Raw genomic sequence first — 16,083 nt, 5'->3', positions numbered from 1 at the left:
AGCCCGGCGATGACGACGATCGGCGTGCTGGCCCTGCAGGGAGGCGTCCGCGAACACGCGACGATGCTGCAGGGCCTCGGCGCGGCCGTGCGGCTGGTGAAGAAGGTCGAGGACCTCGATGGGCTCGACGGACTTGTCCTGCCGGGTGGGGAGTCGAGTGTGATCGACCGACTCGCCCGGTCCTTCGGGGTGGCCGAGCCGATCCGCGAAGCCATCGCGGCGGGGCTGCCGGTGCTCGGCACGTGCGCGGGGCTGATCCTGCTCGCCGAGCGGCTCGAGAACCCGGCACCCGGCCAGCAGACGTTCGGGGGACTGGATGTCACGGTGCGTCGCAACGCGTTCGGATCCCAGCGCGACTCCTTCGATGCGTCGATCCCGGTCGCCGGGGTCGAGGGCGAGATTGACGTGTCGTTCATCCGGGCGCCGATCGTGGTCTCCCATGGGCCCGGAGTCGAGGTGATCGCGCGCGTCCGTGACGCCATTGTCGGCGTGCGACAGGGGAACGTGATCGGCCTCTCCTTCCATCCGGAGGTCACCGGCGATGATCGTGTCCATCGGCAGTTCCTCGCGGAGGTCGCCCGTCACGATGGTTAGCGTATGAGGATGCGACGACCGATCGGATCCCTAGATGTCAGCGCGAGTGGCGGCACGATGCAGCTCATCGGGCGTCGTGGTGAGGGGTGGCAGCAGGCCGCCGACCAGCCGCTGTCCCTGGAGGACGCACTCACTCGGCTGCGTCGCAAGCGGGATCTGGACGCGCACGCCGACGCCCTCGCGCACAGCTCAGTGCCCGCGGGCCAGGCGGGGGCTCCGCGATTCGCCGCAGGTGCCACGAGCCTGTGGCGGTACGACCGCTACATCGAAGCCGTGCGGGTGATCCGTGACGATGACCGTGCTCTCGTGGTGTGGATTCCATCGGGCTCCGCGCGGTTGGAAGCGGCACCCACGGATGGTCGGCGCGTGCGTGACATCCCGATCGAAGAGCGATTCAGCGTGCCGTGGCGGATGCGAGAGTCCGCGTGGCGCGGTCCGGGAGTCGTCCGTGTCGCACCCACCGGGATGCCGTGGTCGTTCTGGTTCTTCCGGCGGGCGGACGGATCAGCGGACGGTGTGTACGTGAACCTCGAGCTCCCGCATCGCCGAGCGGTGGATGAGGCGGGCAGAGGCGCGGTGTTCACGCGCGACCTCGTGCTGGACCTCTGGATCGACGCCGATCATCCGGGCTCCGAGGACGTGTGGTTGAAGGACGCGGACGAACTCATCGAAGCCGTCCAGCAGGGACGCTTCACATCGGAACAGGCGAACGCCGTCCGTGCTCTCGCCGACCAGGTGAGCGAGCGAGTGATCGCCCCCGGCGGCTGGCCGCTGGATGAGGGGTGGGGAACCTGGGTCCCCGACGGCCCGATGGACATGCCCGCGCGGCTGCCGGATTCTCCGTCGATCACGGCGGCGCGAGCGCGATCCGGCCGCACCAGCGGCGAAGGCTGACGCGGGTTCCGCAGGTCGGAACTCGAAAACGCGTAGACTTGAGGGCGCAAATCGCGCGAAACGAGCGGGAGACATATGTCAGGGCATTCCAAATGGGCTACCACCAAGCACAAGAAGGCCGTCATCGACGCGCGTCGTGCGAAGTCGTGGGCCAAGCTCATCAAGAACATCGAAGTCGCGGCGAAGCTCGGCGGAGCCGACCTCGCCGGTAACCCGACGCTGTTCGACGCCGTCCTCAAGGCGAAGAAGACCTCGGTTCCGAAGGACAACATCGACCGGGCCATCAAGCGCGGTGCGGGCATCGGCGGCGAGTCGGTCGAGTACACCTCGATCATGTACGAGGGCTATGGACCCAACGGCGTGGCGCTTCTCATCGAGTGTCTGACGGACAACAAGAACCGTGCCGCCGCTGAGGTGCGCACTGCCATGTCGCGCAATGGCGGCAACATGGCAGACCCCGGTTCGGTGGCGTACAACTTCTCCCGCAAGGGCGTCATCGTGGTTCCCGCCGAGGGGACCACGGAGGACGACGTGATGATGGCGGCCCTCGAGGCCGGCGCCGAAGAGGTCACCAACGAGGGCGACACGTTCGAGGTCATCACGGAGGCCACCGACCTGGTCGCCACGCGCACCGCGCTGCAGGAGGCCGGCATCGAGTACGACTCCGCCGACGCGGCGTTCGTGCCGAACCTCAAGGTGGAGATCGACGCGGAGACCGCCCGTAAGGTGTTCCGTCTCATCGACGCGCTCGAGGACAGCGACGACGTGCAGAACGTCTACAGCAACTTCGACCTCTCCGCTGAGGTTCAGGCGGAGCTCGAGTCCGACGAGGACTGAGAAGCGTCACGTCGCGAGGCCCGCATCCCGTGAGGATGCGGGCTTCGTCGTGTGCTGCCTCGTTTCCGGGATCGGCGGCGTAGCGTAGACGGGTGACTCAGCTGCGTGTCCTCGGCATCGACCCCGGCCTCACGCGCTGCGGTGTCGGCGTGGTGGATGTGGCACGAGACCGCTCGGCACGGCTCGTGCATGTGGGGGTGGTTCGTTCGTCACCCGACGAGCAGCCCGGCATGCGTCTGGCGCGCATCGCCGCCGGAATCCGCGAGGTGCTGGACGCGCATCGCCCAGACGTCGTCGCCGTCGAGCGGGTCTTCGCCCAGCAGAACCGTTCGACCGTGATGGGGACGGCCCAGGCTTCAGGTGTCGCCCTCATGCTGGCCGCCGAGCGTGGTCTGCCGACCGCCACGCACACGCCGAGCGAGGTGAAAGCCGCGATCACGGGCTACGGATCCGCCGACAAGCTGCAGGTGCAGACGATGGTGGCGCGCGTCCTCCGACTCGACGCACTGCCGCAACCCGCCGATGCTGCGGATGCGCTGGCGATCGCGCTCTGCCACGCGTGGCGGGGTGGTCCCGTGGCAGCGGGGGCGCCGGAGCGTGCGCTCACGCCGGCGCAGCGAGCGTGGGCCGAGGCAGAGAAGCGCAGTCGTCGGTAGGCGGGGGAGTGTCGCTCGAAACTTTGTACGATGCCCCCGCTAGGGTGGAGAGGTGATCTCCTCCCTCCGTGGTGCCGTGCTCCACATCGCCTCCGATTCGCTCGTCGTCGAGGTGGGGGGCGTCGGCTTCTCCGTGGCGGTGCCACCGGATGTCGCGCGCACCACGCATCGCGGCGACACCATCGCCCTGCACACGCACCTCGTCGTGCGCGAGGACGCGCTGAGCCTGTTCGGCTTCGCCACGCGCGAGGAGTTGGAGCTGTTCACCATCCTGATCGGTGTCACCGGGGTCGGGCCGAAGTCGGCCCTCGGAATCCTGTCGGCGCTCACCGTGGATCAGATCGCGATCGCCGTGGCGAACGACGACGATGCCCCGTTCCGCAAGGTGTCCGGCATCGGGCCGAAGACGGCCAAGCTCATCTCCGTGCAGCTGGCGGGCAAGATCGCCCCGCCCTCGCCGGTGGCCGTGGTGGGCGGATCCGTCGCGCCCGATGTCACCACGCAGGTCGTCGCGGCTCTCACGGGCCTCGGCTGGAACGAACGCACCGCGGTGGATGCTGTCGCGCAGGTCGCGGTCTCCGCCACCGAAGGCGAACGCGCGAACGTGCAGGCACTGCTGCGGCGCACGCTCGCCGCCCTCGGCCCGGGAGCGGCCCGTGGTTGACGAGTCTCCGCTGGACGCCGCCCCGCAGGATGCCACCGAACTGGCGATCGAGGGAGCGCTGCGCCCCCAGTCGCTGGACGCCTTCATCGGCCAGCAGAAGGTTCGCAATCAGCTGCAGCTGCTGTTGGAAGCGGCGCGGATTCAACAGCGTTCGGCCGACCACATCCTCATGTCGGGTCCTCCCGGACTCGGCAAGACGACGCTGGCCATGATCATCGCCCATGAGAGCGGTCGGCCCCTGCGGATGTCGAGTGGCCCAGCCATCCAACACGCTGGTGATCTGGCGGCGCTGCTGTCGAGCCTCATGCCCGGTGAGGTGCTCTTCATCGACGAAATCCACCGCATGGCCCGTTCCGCCGAGGAGATGCTGTACCTCGCGATGGAGGACTTCCGCATCGACATCATGGTCGGCAAGGGCGCCGGCGCCACCAGCATCCCGCTGGAGCTCGCGCCGTTCACGCTCGTGGGTGCCACCACCCGGTCCGGAATGCTGCCGAACCCGCTGCGTGACCGCTTCGGGTTCACCGCGCACCTGGAGTACTACGACGCCGCAGAACTGGAGCAGGTCGTCGAGCGCTCGGCGCTGGTCCTCGGCGTGGAGCTGTCGAGCCAGGCGCTAGGTGAGATCGCCCGACGCTCGCGCGGCACGCCGCGCATCGCGAACCGTCTGCTGCGGCGCGTGCGCGACTACCTGCTGGTCAACACGGGGACCACCGACGTCGCAGCCGTTCGCGCCGCTCTGGAGCTGTACGACGTCGATCCGATCGGTCTGGACCGACTCGACCGAGCCGTGCTCGACATGCTGGTGCGTCGGTTCCGGGGGGGTCCGGTCGGGTTGAACACCCTCGCCGTGGCCGCCGGTGAGGAGCCGGACACGATCGAAAGCGTCGTGGAGCCCTATCTCGTTCGCATCGGCTTCATGGGGCGTACGCCGCGTGGGCGGATTGCGACGCCGGAGGCGTACGCGCACCTCGGCATCCCGCATGCCGACGTGGCGCTGCGATTCGATGAGCTGTGATCACATGGGATATGCATACGCGCACCTCGATGTCCCGCATGCCGACGTGGCCCTGAGATTCAATGACCTATAATCGCTGAAGGCCTCCGGGTCTTCTCTTCGCGCCCCGCGCGCTCCTCCCCGAAAGGTTGTCTGCCCCATGGACATCATCCTGCTCGTCGTCCTTGCGGCGCTCGTCGTCTTCATGTTCTGGAACTCCCGCAAGCGCATGAAGAAGATGAAGGAGGAGCAGGAGGCCAAGGCCCGCCAGACCGTTCCCGGCGTCGAGGTGATGCTCAACGGCGGTATCTTCGGCACCATCGTCAGCTACAACGCCGATGACCTGGACGAGCCGGCTCAGATCGAGGTCGCGCCGGGCGTTGTCATCCGCGTTCACACGCAGGCGATCGCGCGCATCATCACGCCGTCCGAGGTGGAGGATGAGGAGACCGCCGAGGTGTCGGAGTACGAGAACGTCGAAGTCCCGGACGACGCTTCCTCGCTGACCCCGCCCGCGGCCGACGACGATGCTCCGCGCATCGAGACCGCTGAGGAGACGCGCCGCCGTCTCGAAGGCAACGACAAGCACTGATTCCGCCGCCTCGACGACCGAGGCGTAACGAGAAAGCTGACCCGACTCCGTGGCCACATCAACGCCCGTCCGGCACGCATGGCGTGCACTGATCGGACTTCTTGCCATCATCGCCGTCCTGTTCGGCATCAACTCACTGGGCGTGTACGCCTTCGAGAAGAGCTCCTGGACGCCCGAGCTCGCGCTCGACCTGCAGGGTGGGACGCAGGTCATCCTCAAGGCCAACACCGAGAGCGGTGAGCCGAGCTCCGAGCAGATGAACCAGGCCGTCACGATCATCCGCCAGCGCGTCGACGCCTCCGGTGTCGGCGAGGCCGAGGTGACCACCGAGGGCAACGCCAACATCGTGGTGGCCGTTCCCGGCAAGCTGGATGAGGCCCAGCGCGCGCGAATCGAGTCCAGCGCTCAGATGGAGCTTCGCTCGGTCCTGCTCTCCACGGGGGCCGCCACCACTTCGATCGGTGAAGACGGCAAGGCGACGCCCGACCCGTCCGACCCGACTCTGGCAGCGACGCCCACCGCGTCGCCCACCGATGGGTCCGACAACAGCTGGCTCACGCCGAAGCTGCAGGCGGAGTTCCTCGCGTACGACTGCTCGAAGCCGGCCGATCTGTCCAACGCCCCGAAGGACCAGCCGCTCGTCACTTGTGACCGCGCGGATAGCGACGACCCGGTCGCGGTGGCCCAGCAGCAGAAGTACATCCTCGGTCCCGTGGAACTCACCGGCAACGAGATCACCGACGCGAGCAACGGCTACGACCAGCAGCGCGGTCTCTGGATCGTCCAGCTCAACTTCAACAGCGAGGGCGCCACCAAGTTCGCCGAGGTGAGCAAGCGCCTGTACGGGTACACCACCTCCGGTGACACGCAGCGCAACCGCTTCGCGTTCGTGGTCGATGGAGATGTGATCTCCGCCCCGACCATGAACGGCATCATCTCGGACGGTCGCCCGCAGATCTCCGGCACGTTCACGCAGGAGACCTCCAAGGTTCTCGCCGACCAGCTGAAGTTCGGCGCTCTGCCGCTGTCGTTCAGCGTGGAATCCGACAACGTCATCTCCGCAACGCTGGGTACCCAGCAGCTGCAGATCGGTCTGATCGCCGCGCTCATCGGTCTCGCACTCGTGGCGCTGTACTCGCTGCTGTCCTATCGAGCCCTCGGTTTCGTGATCATCGCTTCGCTGGCTGTGATGGCGGTCATCACCTACATCGTGCTGTGCATCCTGGCGTGGCGCATGGGCTTCCGCCTGTCGCTCGCGGGTGTCGCGGGTCTGATCGTGACGATCGGTTTCACGGCCGACTCTTTCATCGTGTACTTCGAACGCATACGAGACGAGCTGCGCGACGGCAAGTCCGTCATCGCCGCCGTCGAGGACGGATGGGATCGCGCCAAGCGCACGATCTACATCTCGAAGTCGATCAACATCCTCTGCGCCCTGGTGCTCTACATCCTGGCCGACGCCACCGTGAAGGGCTTCGCGTTCACGCTGGGCCTGACCACCCTGATCGACATCCTGATCTTCGTGCTCTTCACGCACCCCGTGATGCAGCTGCTGGCGCGCACCCGCTTCTTCGGTGGCGGCCACGTGCTCTCCGGCATGAACTCCGAGGCGCTCGGCGCCGTCTACGCCGGCCGCGCGCAGTTCAGGACGGTCGAGACGACCGGTCCCGTTCGCGGCAAGGCGGCACGCGACACCAAGAGCCGCGGTGAAGCGGCACGACGCCAGACCATCGCCGAACGCAAGCAGGCTGAGGCACTTGCCGCCCGATCCGGTGGCTCCGACTCGAAGGGAGGCGACGCCTGATGGCTTCGATGAACCAGCTCGGTAACGATCTCTACACCGGCAAGACCAGCGTCCCCTTCGTCGGCAAGCGCAACCTGTGGTTCCTGATCGCCGGACTTCTGGTGCTCCTGTCGATCCTCGTGGTCTTCATCCGCCCGCCGCAGTTCTCGATGGAGTTCACCGGCGGTACGCAGTTCACGGTGAGTGGCATCGCCGCAGAGAACCTCGATCAGGGCAAGGCCACGGAGGCCGTGCACTCGATCGCGGTTGACGTCGCCACGAAGGTCACCACCGTCGGCGCGGACGGCATCCGTGTTCAGACGGAGGCGCTCGACGCCGACAGCTCCGAGGGCGCGTCGCCCGTTCAGCAGATCAGCGAGGCGCTGGCCACGGCCTACGATGTGGACGCCGACGAGCATGTCTCGTCCTCCAGCGTCGGTGCCAGCTGGGGTGCGGACGTCACCCGCCAGTCACTGTGGGGTCTGGGGATCTTCCTCGCCCTCGCGTTCGTGATCCTCGCGCTGTACTTCCGCACGTGGAAGATGTCGGCCGCAGCCATCATCGGTCTGCTCGACGTGCTCGTCATCACCTTCGGCGTCTATGCGCTGTGCGGCTTCGAGATCTCGCCGGCGGCGGTGATCGGCTTCCTGACGATCCTCGGCTACTCGCTCTACGACACCACCGTCGTGTTCGACAAGATCCGCGAGACCACGTCCGAGCAAGGATCGGCCTCGCACCGCACGTTCGGCGAGTCGGTCAACCTCGGTGTGAATCAGACGCTCATCCGTTCGATCAACACCTCAGTGGTGGCCGTGCTTCCGGTGGCCGCGATCCTCTTCATCGGTGCCCTGGGACTTGGTGCGCAGACGCTCGCCGACATCTCGCTGTCGATCACGGTGGGTATCGTCGTGGCCGCGTACTCGACGCTGTTCGTCGCTGCTCCGCTGTACTCGCTGTTCCGCGAGAACGAGCCCAAGATCAAGTCGCACGACGCGAAGGTGGCACGCGCGCGCGAGCTCGACACCGTCGACGCCTGATCGATATACGGCACTGCCTACGGCGTGCGCGGCTGCGGCCGCGCACGCCGTAGGATTATCTGAACGCAGCAGGAGGTGAGCAGGTGACCGAGACGCTTCCCCCTGCATCGCATCAACCGGGCAGCCTCCGATGGATGGTTCCCCGCATCTTCTCCCGATCGGTCCGTCGCGACGATCTCGAGCACCTCCTGCGCACTGTGCGCTCGAATCATCCGCGCGGTGACCTCACGATCGTCGAGCGCGCGTACACGACCGCGACGAAGTGGCATGAGGGGCAGAAACGTCAAAGCGGCGAGCCCTACATCACGCACCCCGTTGCTGTCGCGCAGATTCTCGCTGAGCTGGGCCTCGGACCACGCGCCGTCGCGGCGGGACTCCTGCACGACACGGTGGAGGACACCGGCTACAGCCTGGAGCAGCTGACGGCGGACTTCGGCGACGAGGTGGCGCTCCTCGTGGACGGCGTCACCAAGCTCGACAAGGTGAAGTACGGCGACGCGGCCCAGGCCGAGACGGTCCGCAAGATGATCGTGGCGATGTCCAAGGACATCCGCGTGCTGATGATCAAGCTGGCCGACCGGTTGCACAACGCCCGCACGTGGGGTTTCGTCCCGCCGGAGAAGGCGGCGAAGAAAGCGACCGAGACCCTCGAGATCTACGCGCCGCTCGCGCACCGACTCGGCATGCAGACGGTCAAGAGCGAGCTGGAGGACCTCTCGTTCGCCGTGCTGCACCCCAAGGTGTACGCCGAGATCGAGGGACTGGTCAAGCAGCGCACTCCGCAGCGCGAGCAGTATGTGCGTCAGGTCATCGCGGCGGTCGACGAGGATCTGCGTGGCCTGCGCATCAAGGGCAAGGTCATGGGCCGGCCCAAGCAGATGTACTCGATCTATCAGAAGATGATCGTTCGCGGGCGCGACTTCGACGACATCTACGACCTGATCGGAATCCGCGTCCTCGTCGGCACCGTGCGCGACTGTTACGCCGTGCTCGGTGCGATTCACGCGCGCTGGACGCCCCTTCCCGGACGCTTCAAGGACTACATCGCCACCCCGAAGTTCAATCTCTACCAGTCGCTGCACACCACGGTGATCGGTCCCGGCGGCCGCACCGTGGAGATCCAGATCCGCACGCACGAGATGCACGAGCAGGCCGAGTTCGGTGTCGCTGCGCACTGGGCGTACAAGGAGCGGATGAGCGGTGGCAAGGGCGATGTCAAGGCGAGCGACGCCGACATGGCCTGGATCAAGCGCATCTCGGACTGGGAGGCGGAGACCGCTGATCCCGGCGAGTTCCTCGATTCGCTGCGTTTCGAGATCGGTGCCAAGGAGGTGTATGTCTTCACCCCCAAGGGGCGCGTGATCGGCCTGCCTGCCGGCGCCACCCCGGTGGACTTCGCCTACGCCGTGCACACCGAGATCGGCAACCGCACCATGGGTGCGAAGGTCAACGGACGGCTCGTTCCGCTCGAGTCCGAGCTGCACTCCGGCGATGTGGTGGAGGTCTTCACCTCGAAGAACCCCGATGCGGGTCCGAGTCAGGACTGGCTCACCTTCGTCAAGTCGTCCCGTGCCCGCAACAAGATCCGCGGCTGGTTCACCAAGGAACGACGCGAAGAGGCGATCGAGCAGGGCAAGGAAGCGATCGCGCGTGCGATGCGCCGCCAGAACCTGCCGCTGCAGCGCCTGATGAACCAGGAGTCGTTTGCCGAGGTCGCACGTCTGATGCGATACGAGGACGTCTCGGCGCTCTACGCCGCCGTCGGCGAGGGCCACATCTCCACGCAGTCCGTGCTGGAGAAGGTCACCGCGCTCATCAACGCCGATGACACCACCACGGGGCCCATCGAGCTCCCGACGGTGGGCCGGCATCACCGCACCCCGCGCAACGCTGACTCGGGCGTTCTCGTGCGGGGCGCGCCGGACATCCTGGTGAAGCTGTCGAAGTGCTGCACACCTGTTCCCGGAGACCAGATCGTCGGCTTCGTGACCCGCGGCAGCGGCGTCAGCGTTCACCGGGCGGACTGCACCAATGTGAAGTCGCTCATGGCCGACAAGGACCGCCTCATCGAGGTGGAGTGGGCGCCGACGACGAAGAGCGTATTCCGCGTGCAGATTCAGGTGGAGGCGTTGGACCGCTCCGGGCTGCTCTCAGACGTCACCCGCGTGCTGAGCGAGCACCACGTCAACATCCTGTCCGCCACCGTGCAGACCACCACCGAGCGCCTGGCACTCAGCCGGTTCCAGTTCGAGATGGGCGACATCGTGCATCTGGACCGCGTCCTCAACGCGGTGCGGCGTATCGACGGGGTCTACGACGTGTACCGCGTCACCTCGGGCTGAGCGGGGCGGTGTTGGTGGGCTGAGCGGGCCGGCGTAACCTCGGGCTGGTCTGAGCGCTGCGTGCAATTCCGCATGCGATCACCGCACGCACGGGTCGGACCGGCTGTCTTGCGGCTAGGCGGCTATGCGGCTTCGCGGAGAAGTGCGCGTGCGGCCCGGATACCCGGGCGGTGCGAGTGTGTGTTGAGCCAGGTGACGGCGGCGTGCACGGCCACGGGGTACTCGGCAACGAGTGCGGCGAGCGCCGGGTCATCCGGCGCCTCGCGGGCGAGATCCGCGATGGTGCGCGCCACAGTAGAGACGGCGACGTCGCCGAACAGATCCAGATCGACGAGCGGGATGCGGACATCCCGATACGTCACACGTCGCGACGGAATGACCTTTCCGCGCCGCGACACTCGGCGCTGTACCTCCAGGCGTGCGGGGGGAGTGTCGATGGCTCCGTGCACCCACGCCGCAGTGCGCAGGGTGGCCGCCAGGTCTATGCCGAGGAGCGGGGCCAGCGAGCGGGCACGCATCCACGCGGTCTCGGGCACATCGGCGGGTATGTAGCCCTCGCCGACGGGCATGAGATGACCGTCCAGGCATGCGGCGCTGAGCTCAGCTGTGCTCAGACCATCGCCGGGGAAGTAGTGGAACCGTGGCATCTCCCGAGTGTGCCGGGACGGGTCGCCGCGATGCCGTTGCCGTCCACAGCCGGCAACCTGGGGAGGAACGATGAAACCCCTGCGCTGAAGCACAGGGGTTTCATCGTTGGTCGTCGACGTTAGCCGCCGATGGCCTTCAGCCAGGCACGACGCGCCTCGAGCGCCTCACGGGCCTCAGCAGCCTTCTTCTTGTTGCCGGCAGCCTCTGCTGCAGCGACCTCGGCCTCGAGCTTCTCGATGGCGTCCAGGAGCTGACGGTTCATGCCATCGGCGCGAGCCTGTGTCTCCGGGTCGTTCTTCTTCCAGTCGACGTCCTCGCGGGCGCGCAGGGCCTGCTCGATCCGACGCATCTCGTCGTCGAGCTGGCGCTCCTTGTCGCGCGGGAAGATGCGACCGACCTCATCCCAGCGGCGCTGGATACCGGTGAGAAGCTGCCGTGCCTTACGGAGGTCGGACTCGTCTGCGACCGCCTTCGCCTCGACGAGCAGCGCCTGACGGGCCTCGATGCGCGGCTGCGACTCCGCCTGCTCCGCGGCGTCGCGCTCGGTGCGTGCGCCATAGAGAGCGTCGCCCGCCGCCTTGAAGCGAGCCCAGAGGGCGTCATCGACCTTGCGGCCGGCACGACCGGCGTTCTTCCACTCGTCCAGAAGAGCGCGGTAGGCGGGGATGCCCTCCTCACCGCGCGCGACAAGCGCCTCGGCGCGCTCAACGAGCTTGGTCTTGCTGTCGCGGGCGGACTTGTGTGTCTCGTCCAGCTTCGCGAAGAACTCGCGGCGGTGCTTCTCCACCGTGCTCCGTGCGGTGCGGAATCGCTTCCACAGCTCCTGGGCGGTGTTCTTCGGCAGACGCGGGCCATTGGCCTGTTGCGCCTGCCACTCGTCGAACAGGGCCGACAGATCTGCGGACGTCTGCTTCCACTGCACCGTCTGCGGGTCACGGGCAGCGAGTGCCTCGGCCTTCTCCACCACGACGGTGCGGTCGGCGATCGCCTGGGCGACGGCTTCGCGCTGAGCCTTGGCCTCCTCGGCGCTGGCCTCGCTGAGCGCGGCGATCAGCGACTCCAGACGGCCGGCGAGGCCGAGCAGGTCGCCCACGGCGTCCGCGCCACGAACCTCACCGAGCAGGTGACGGGACTGACCGGTCAGCTCAGACGCGGCAGCACCTCCACCGGCGTGACGCTGCTCGAGGTTGCGAACCTTGAACTCCAAGTCGTCGAACTTCCGACGGAAGTACGCGAGCGCCTCGGCCGGCGTGCCGTCCGGGTACTGACCCACGACGCGCCACACTTCGCCTTCCAGGACGGAGACGGTTCCGTCGGCCTCCGCGCGACCGAACTCGGACGAGTCGGAGCCGGCCGGAGCGACCGGACGCGGACGGATCGACGCCGGCGACGGAACGGCGCGCGGGCCGGGAGCCGGGATGGCGGCAGCGGGTGCGGCGTCGTCTGCCTCGGTCAGCGTTGCGTCGGCAGCGGGCGCGGCTTCTTCGGCGGGTGCGGCGTCGTCAGTCGACGTTGCGTCGGCGGCGGTTGCTGCGTCATCGGTGGCAGCGGCGTCCTCAGCGGGGGCGGCTTCCTCAGCGGGTGCAGCGTCCTCGGCGGGTGCAGCGTCCTCGGCGGGTGCAGCGTCCTCGGCGGGTGCAGCTTCCTCAGCGGGTGCAGCGTCCTCAGCGGGTGCAGCGTCCTCAGCGGGGGCGGCGTCCTCAGTAGGGGCGGCTTCCTCGGTGGGAGCCTCGACGGCGGCTTCGTCGACCTCGGCGGTGACCGCCGCGTCTGTTTCGACCGAGGCGTTCTCGACGGCTGCGTCGGCGGCGTCGGTGACCGGGGTCTCGTTGTTGGCGGAATCTGTGGCAGACACGTGAAACTCCTTGCGCGGCTGTGCCGTGTGGAGGCGGAAAGGACCCCACCAGCCTAATACGAGCGCCCACCTGAGCGCAGGGTGTCGGGCGCGTCGTGACGAAGCGCGTCCGCGAGAACGACTTACTTCGTCGGCGAAGGGCTCGCGGTCGGCTTTGCGGAGGCCGTCGGCGTCGCGGTCGCCGTGGGGCTCGGCGTCGCCGTGGCTGTGGCCGTCGGCGATGCGCTGGCCTCGGGGCTGCTGCTGGGCGTCGCCGAATCACTCGGCACCGCCGTCGGAGCGGGCGTGTTGCTCGGAGCCGTGGTGACCGTTGGCGAGGGGGCGGGCGCCGGAACGCCCGGACCTGCGAGGAAGTAGGCCGCCTGCGCTCCGAACGCGCCGAGCACGATCACGCCGCCGACGATGCCGGCGATGATGTTGTCGCGACGGCGACGAGCGGCGCGCTGTTGGTGAACCTGCACACGTGCTTCGTACACACGTGCGCGCTCACGTGCTGCGCGCTGACGGTCACGCTCTTCGCGAGCAGACTTGCCTCCGGACGCCACGCGCCACCTCCTGTAGCTGGCACCCCGTGCGGGCGCACTGCGGATGAGCCTACTGAGTGGCGTGGCGACGCGGCAAAACCGGGTCCGAACGAACCATCGCCGGTCGCAACGTCGGAGACCCGGACTAGCCTGGAAGCATGAACCGACCCACCGCGCTGCATCAGGGGCAGACGCCGCTGGCCGTGCGGATGCGTCCGACGTCGCTGGACGAGGTCGCGGGTCAACAGCATCTCCTGCGTCCCGGCTCACCCCTGGTGAAGCTGGCAGATCCGGACGCCAGTCCGGGAGCCGTATCGGTGATCCTCTGGGGGCCGCCGGGGACAGGAAAGACCACGCTCGCGCAGGCGATCGCGCGTTCCTCCGGCCGCCGCTTCGTCGAGCTTTCCGCCATCACGGCGGGTGTGAAAGACGTGCGCGAGGTTATGCAGGAGGCGCTCGATCAGCGCGATCTCTACGGGCGCACCACCATTTTGTTCCTCGATGAGATCCACCGCTTCACCAAAGCGCAGCAGGATGCGCTACTGCCCGGCGTCGAGAACGGCTGGGTGATCCTCATCGCCGCCACGACCGAGAACCCGTCGTTCTCGGTCATCTCGCCGCTGCTCTCTCGATCTCTTCTGCTCACGCTGCAGCAACTGACCGACGATGACCTCACCCTGCTGGTGCGTCGTGCTGTCACGGACGCGCGCGGTCTCGCGGATGCGGTGCGCATCGACGACGACGCGGTCGCGGCCCTGGTGCATCTCGCCTCCGGCGACGCTCGTCGCGCGCTGACCGCACTTGAAGCCGCAGCCACCGTGGCAGAGGTCGGGGAAGACGGCACCGCCGTCGTCACTGCGGACATCGTCGCGCAGGCCGTCGACCGCGCGCTGCTGCGATACGACCGCCAGGGCGACGAGCACTACGATGTGATCAGCGCGTTCATCAAGTCGATCCGGGGTTCCGACCCGGATGCCGCCGTCCACTACCTCGCTCGGATGATCGAGGCGGGGGAGGACCCGCGCTTCATCGCCCGGCGTCTCGTGATCTCCGCAGCGGAGGACATCGGACTTGCCGATCCGCAGGCGTTGCAGATCGCGGTCGCCGCGGCGGATGCCGTCTCCTTCATCGGTATGCCGGAGGGTCGTATCCCACTTGCGGAGGCCACCATCTATCTGGCCACCACAGCGAAGTCGAACGCCGCCTACCTGGCCATCGACGCGGCAATCGCCGATGTGCGCGGTGGGGGATTCGGCCGCGTGCCCAAGCATCTCCGCGACGCGCATTACGCGGGCGCCAAACGCCTCGGCCATGGCAAAGGCTACGTGTATCCCCATGACATGGAGATCGGCGTGGCCACTCAGCAATACCTGCCCGACGAGCTGGTCGGCAAGCGCTACTACAACCCGAAGGCGCTCGGCGCGGAGCGGGACGTTCAGGCTCGGCTCGAGCGGATCCGCCGCATCCTCGAGGGCTGACGCGGCGCCCCATGGCGGAGAGTGCTGATCTGGTAAGCTTGATCGGCTCGATCTACCGATATCGGGCATCCCCTTCCTCTGCATCACCGTATGGCGCGCCCCGGCGTGCGCACCAGGCGGGCGAGGGAGTGGAGATACGTCCGTGAGTCGTGAACGTCGCGACCACGTCCTAGGAAAGGAGACTTCGTGTCGACGAAGTCCCGTACCCGCAGCAAGGCGCGCCTGTCGCGCTCGCTCGGTATCGCCCTCACCCCGAAGGCCGCCCGTATCCTCGAGAAGCGTCCGTACGCTCCCGGTGAGCACGGCCGCACCAAGCGCAAGGCTGACAGCGACTACGCCGTCCGTCTGCGCGAGAAGCAGCGTCTCCGTGCCCAGTACGGCATCCGCGAGAAGCAGCTTCGCATCGCCTTCAACGAGGCTCGCCGCATCGAGGGTCTGACCGGTGAGAACCTGGTCGAGCTCCTCGAGGTCCGTCTGGACGCGCTCGTGCTCCGTGCCGGTTTCGCCCGCACCACCGCACAGGCTCGCCAGCTTGTCGTACACCGTCACATCCTTGTCGACGGCAAGCTCGTCGACCGCCCGTCCTTCCGCGTGAAGCCGGGTCAGACGATCCACGTCAAGGCCAAGAGCGAAGGCCTCGAGCCGTTCCAGGTCGCAGCCGCCGGCGGTCACGCCGACGTTCTGCCCCCGGTTCCGGGCTACCTCTCGGTGGAGCTCGACAAGCTGCAGGCGAAGCTCGAGCGTCGCCCGAAGCGCGCTGAGGTTCCCGTGACCTGTGACGTCCAGCTCGTCGTCGAGTACTACGCAGCTCGCTGATCACAGCACCTACGAAGGGGCATCGGGATATCCCGGTGCCCCTTCGTCGTCCCCGGGGCCATCGCCGTCTACGATGGAGGGATGCCGCGGATCACCCGCTCCTCGTGCGATCGCGCACGGACGAACACATCGAAAGGCGAAACATGAAGAAGCTGCTCTGGTTCCTGGTCGGAATCGCGGCGGGCTTCGTGGCCGCTCACTTCGTCAACAAGGACCCCCGCGGACGCGAGGCACTCGCCGAGCTCGACGCCCGAATCACCGAGTTCACCGAGCGCATGACCGAGGCGTACCGCGAGCAGGAGGCGTCGCTGGAAGCCATCGTCGACGAGGCCAAGCGCAACGCGGACTGATTCGGCTTCGGCCGAC

At 67.5% G+C, this 16,083-nt stretch carries 16 protein-coding genes; 13 read left to right on the top strand and 3 right to left on the bottom strand.

All coding sequences use genetic code 11. From position 1 onward, the window contains the following. Positions 1 to 9 precede the first annotated feature (9 nt). The 10 genes from pdxT to ABTV68_RS10420 all read left to right on the top strand — a co-directional run bounded on the left by pdxT (position 10) and on the right by ABTV68_RS10420 (position 10,396). A complete protein-coding gene (gene pdxT, locus ABTV68_RS10465; RefSeq protein ID WP_433673606.1) occupies positions 10 to 594 on the top strand; it encodes a pyridoxal 5'-phosphate synthase glutaminase subunit PdxT in 585 nt (194 codons plus the stop codon). A 9-nt stretch (positions 595 to 603) separates the two neighbouring features. Continuing rightward, positions 604 to 1,488, top strand: coding sequence for a DUF402 domain-containing protein (locus tag ABTV68_RS10460; RefSeq protein WP_433673605.1), 885 nt, complete (start codon positions 604 to 606; stop codon positions 1,486 to 1,488). A 75-nt stretch (positions 1,489 to 1,563) separates the two neighbouring features. Beyond that, positions 1,564 to 2,325 carry a YebC/PmpR family DNA-binding transcriptional regulator gene (locus ABTV68_RS10455; RefSeq protein WP_231090230.1) on the top strand — a complete coding sequence of 254 codons (762 nt, stop codon included), beginning with the start codon at positions 1,564 to 1,566 and terminating at the stop codon, positions 2,323 to 2,325. A gap of 92 nt (positions 2,326 to 2,417) precedes the next feature. Then, positions 2,418 to 2,981 (top strand): crossover junction endodeoxyribonuclease RuvC, encoded by a 564-nt coding sequence (gene ruvC / locus ABTV68_RS10450; protein WP_433673604.1) that lies wholly within the window; start codon positions 2,418 to 2,420, stop codon positions 2,979 to 2,981. 52 nt (positions 2,982 to 3,033) lie between these two features. Next, positions 3,034 to 3,645, top strand: a complete 612-nt coding sequence (gene ruvA, locus ABTV68_RS10445) for a Holliday junction branch migration protein RuvA (RefSeq protein WP_433673603.1) — start codon at positions 3,034 to 3,036, stop codon at positions 3,643 to 3,645. Beyond that, a complete protein-coding gene (gene ruvB, locus ABTV68_RS10440) occupies positions 3,539 to 4,663 on the top strand; it encodes a Holliday junction branch migration DNA helicase RuvB (protein ID WP_433677593.1) in 1,125 nt (374 codons plus the stop codon). Before ruvA ends, ruvB begins: the two co-directional genes overlap by 107 nt. Before the next feature lie 139 nt (positions 4,664 to 4,802). After that, positions 4,803 to 5,234: a preprotein translocase subunit YajC gene (locus ABTV68_RS10435; protein WP_433673601.1), complete on the top strand. Its 432-nt coding sequence runs from the start codon at positions 4,803 to 4,805 to the stop codon at positions 5,232 to 5,234. Between the two features lie 49 nt (positions 5,235 to 5,283). Beyond that, a complete protein-coding gene (gene secD / locus ABTV68_RS10430) occupies positions 5,284 to 7,038 on the top strand; it encodes a protein translocase subunit SecD (protein WP_433673600.1) in 1,755 nt (584 codons plus the stop codon). After that, the gene (gene secF, locus ABTV68_RS10425; RefSeq protein WP_433673599.1) at positions 7,038 to 8,054 is read left to right on the top strand and encodes a protein translocase subunit SecF; all 1,017 of its coding nucleotides are present in this window, start codon (positions 7,038 to 7,040) and stop codon (positions 8,052 to 8,054) included. The genes secD and secF overlap by 1 nt, the downstream gene beginning before the upstream one ends. Positions 8,055 to 8,188: 134 nt before the next feature. Next, entirely contained in the window at positions 8,189 to 10,396 is a 2,208-nt protein-coding gene (locus tag ABTV68_RS10420) for a RelA/SpoT family protein (protein WP_433673598.1), read from the top strand. A gap of 122 nt (positions 10,397 to 10,518) precedes the next feature. On the opposite strand, the gene ABTV68_RS10415 is transcribed toward ABTV68_RS10420, so the two are convergent. The 3 genes from ABTV68_RS10415 to ABTV68_RS10405 form a co-directional block, all read right to left on the bottom strand. Next, a complete protein-coding gene (locus ABTV68_RS10415; protein ID WP_433673597.1) occupies positions 10,519 to 11,043 on the bottom strand; it encodes a type IV toxin-antitoxin system AbiEi family antitoxin in 525 nt (174 codons plus the stop codon). 119 nt (positions 11,044 to 11,162) lie between these two features. Beyond that, entirely contained in the window at positions 11,163 to 12,899 is a 1,737-nt protein-coding gene (locus tag ABTV68_RS10410; protein WP_433673595.1) for a DUF349 domain-containing protein, read from the bottom strand. A 122-nt stretch (positions 12,900 to 13,021) separates the two neighbouring features. Further along, on the bottom strand, positions 13,022 to 13,444 hold the full coding sequence (locus tag ABTV68_RS10405) for a dioxygenase (RefSeq protein ID WP_433673594.1): 423 nt from the start codon (positions 13,442 to 13,444) through the stop codon (positions 13,022 to 13,024). Between the two features lie 137 nt (positions 13,445 to 13,581). Here ABTV68_RS10405 and ABTV68_RS10400 point away from each other — a divergent pair, with 137 nt between their 5' ends. The 3 genes from ABTV68_RS10400 (at position 13,582) to ABTV68_RS10390 (ending at position 16,067) form a co-directional block, all read left to right on the top strand. Continuing rightward, positions 13,582 to 14,901 carry a replication-associated recombination protein A gene (locus ABTV68_RS10400; protein ID WP_433673593.1) on the top strand — a complete coding sequence of 440 codons (1,320 nt, stop codon included), beginning with the start codon at positions 13,582 to 13,584 and terminating at the stop codon, positions 14,899 to 14,901. Positions 14,902 to 15,087: 186 nt separating this feature from the next. After that, positions 15,088 to 15,717, top strand: coding sequence for a 30S ribosomal protein S4 (gene rpsD, locus ABTV68_RS10395; protein WP_433673592.1), 630 nt, complete (start codon positions 15,088 to 15,090; stop codon positions 15,715 to 15,717). A 143-nt stretch (positions 15,718 to 15,860) separates the two neighbouring features. Beyond that, entirely contained in the window at positions 15,861 to 16,067 is a 207-nt protein-coding gene (locus ABTV68_RS10390; protein ID WP_433673591.1) for an ATPase, read from the top strand. The last annotated feature ends 16 nt before the right edge of the window (positions 16,068 to 16,083 follow it).

The organism is Microbacterium gorillae, from assembly GCF_050990725.1.
GTDB lineage: Bacteria > Actinomycetota > Actinomycetes > Actinomycetales > Microbacteriaceae > Microbacterium > Microbacterium gorillae_A.
This window is presented reverse-complemented; position numbering and strand designations above follow the sequence as displayed.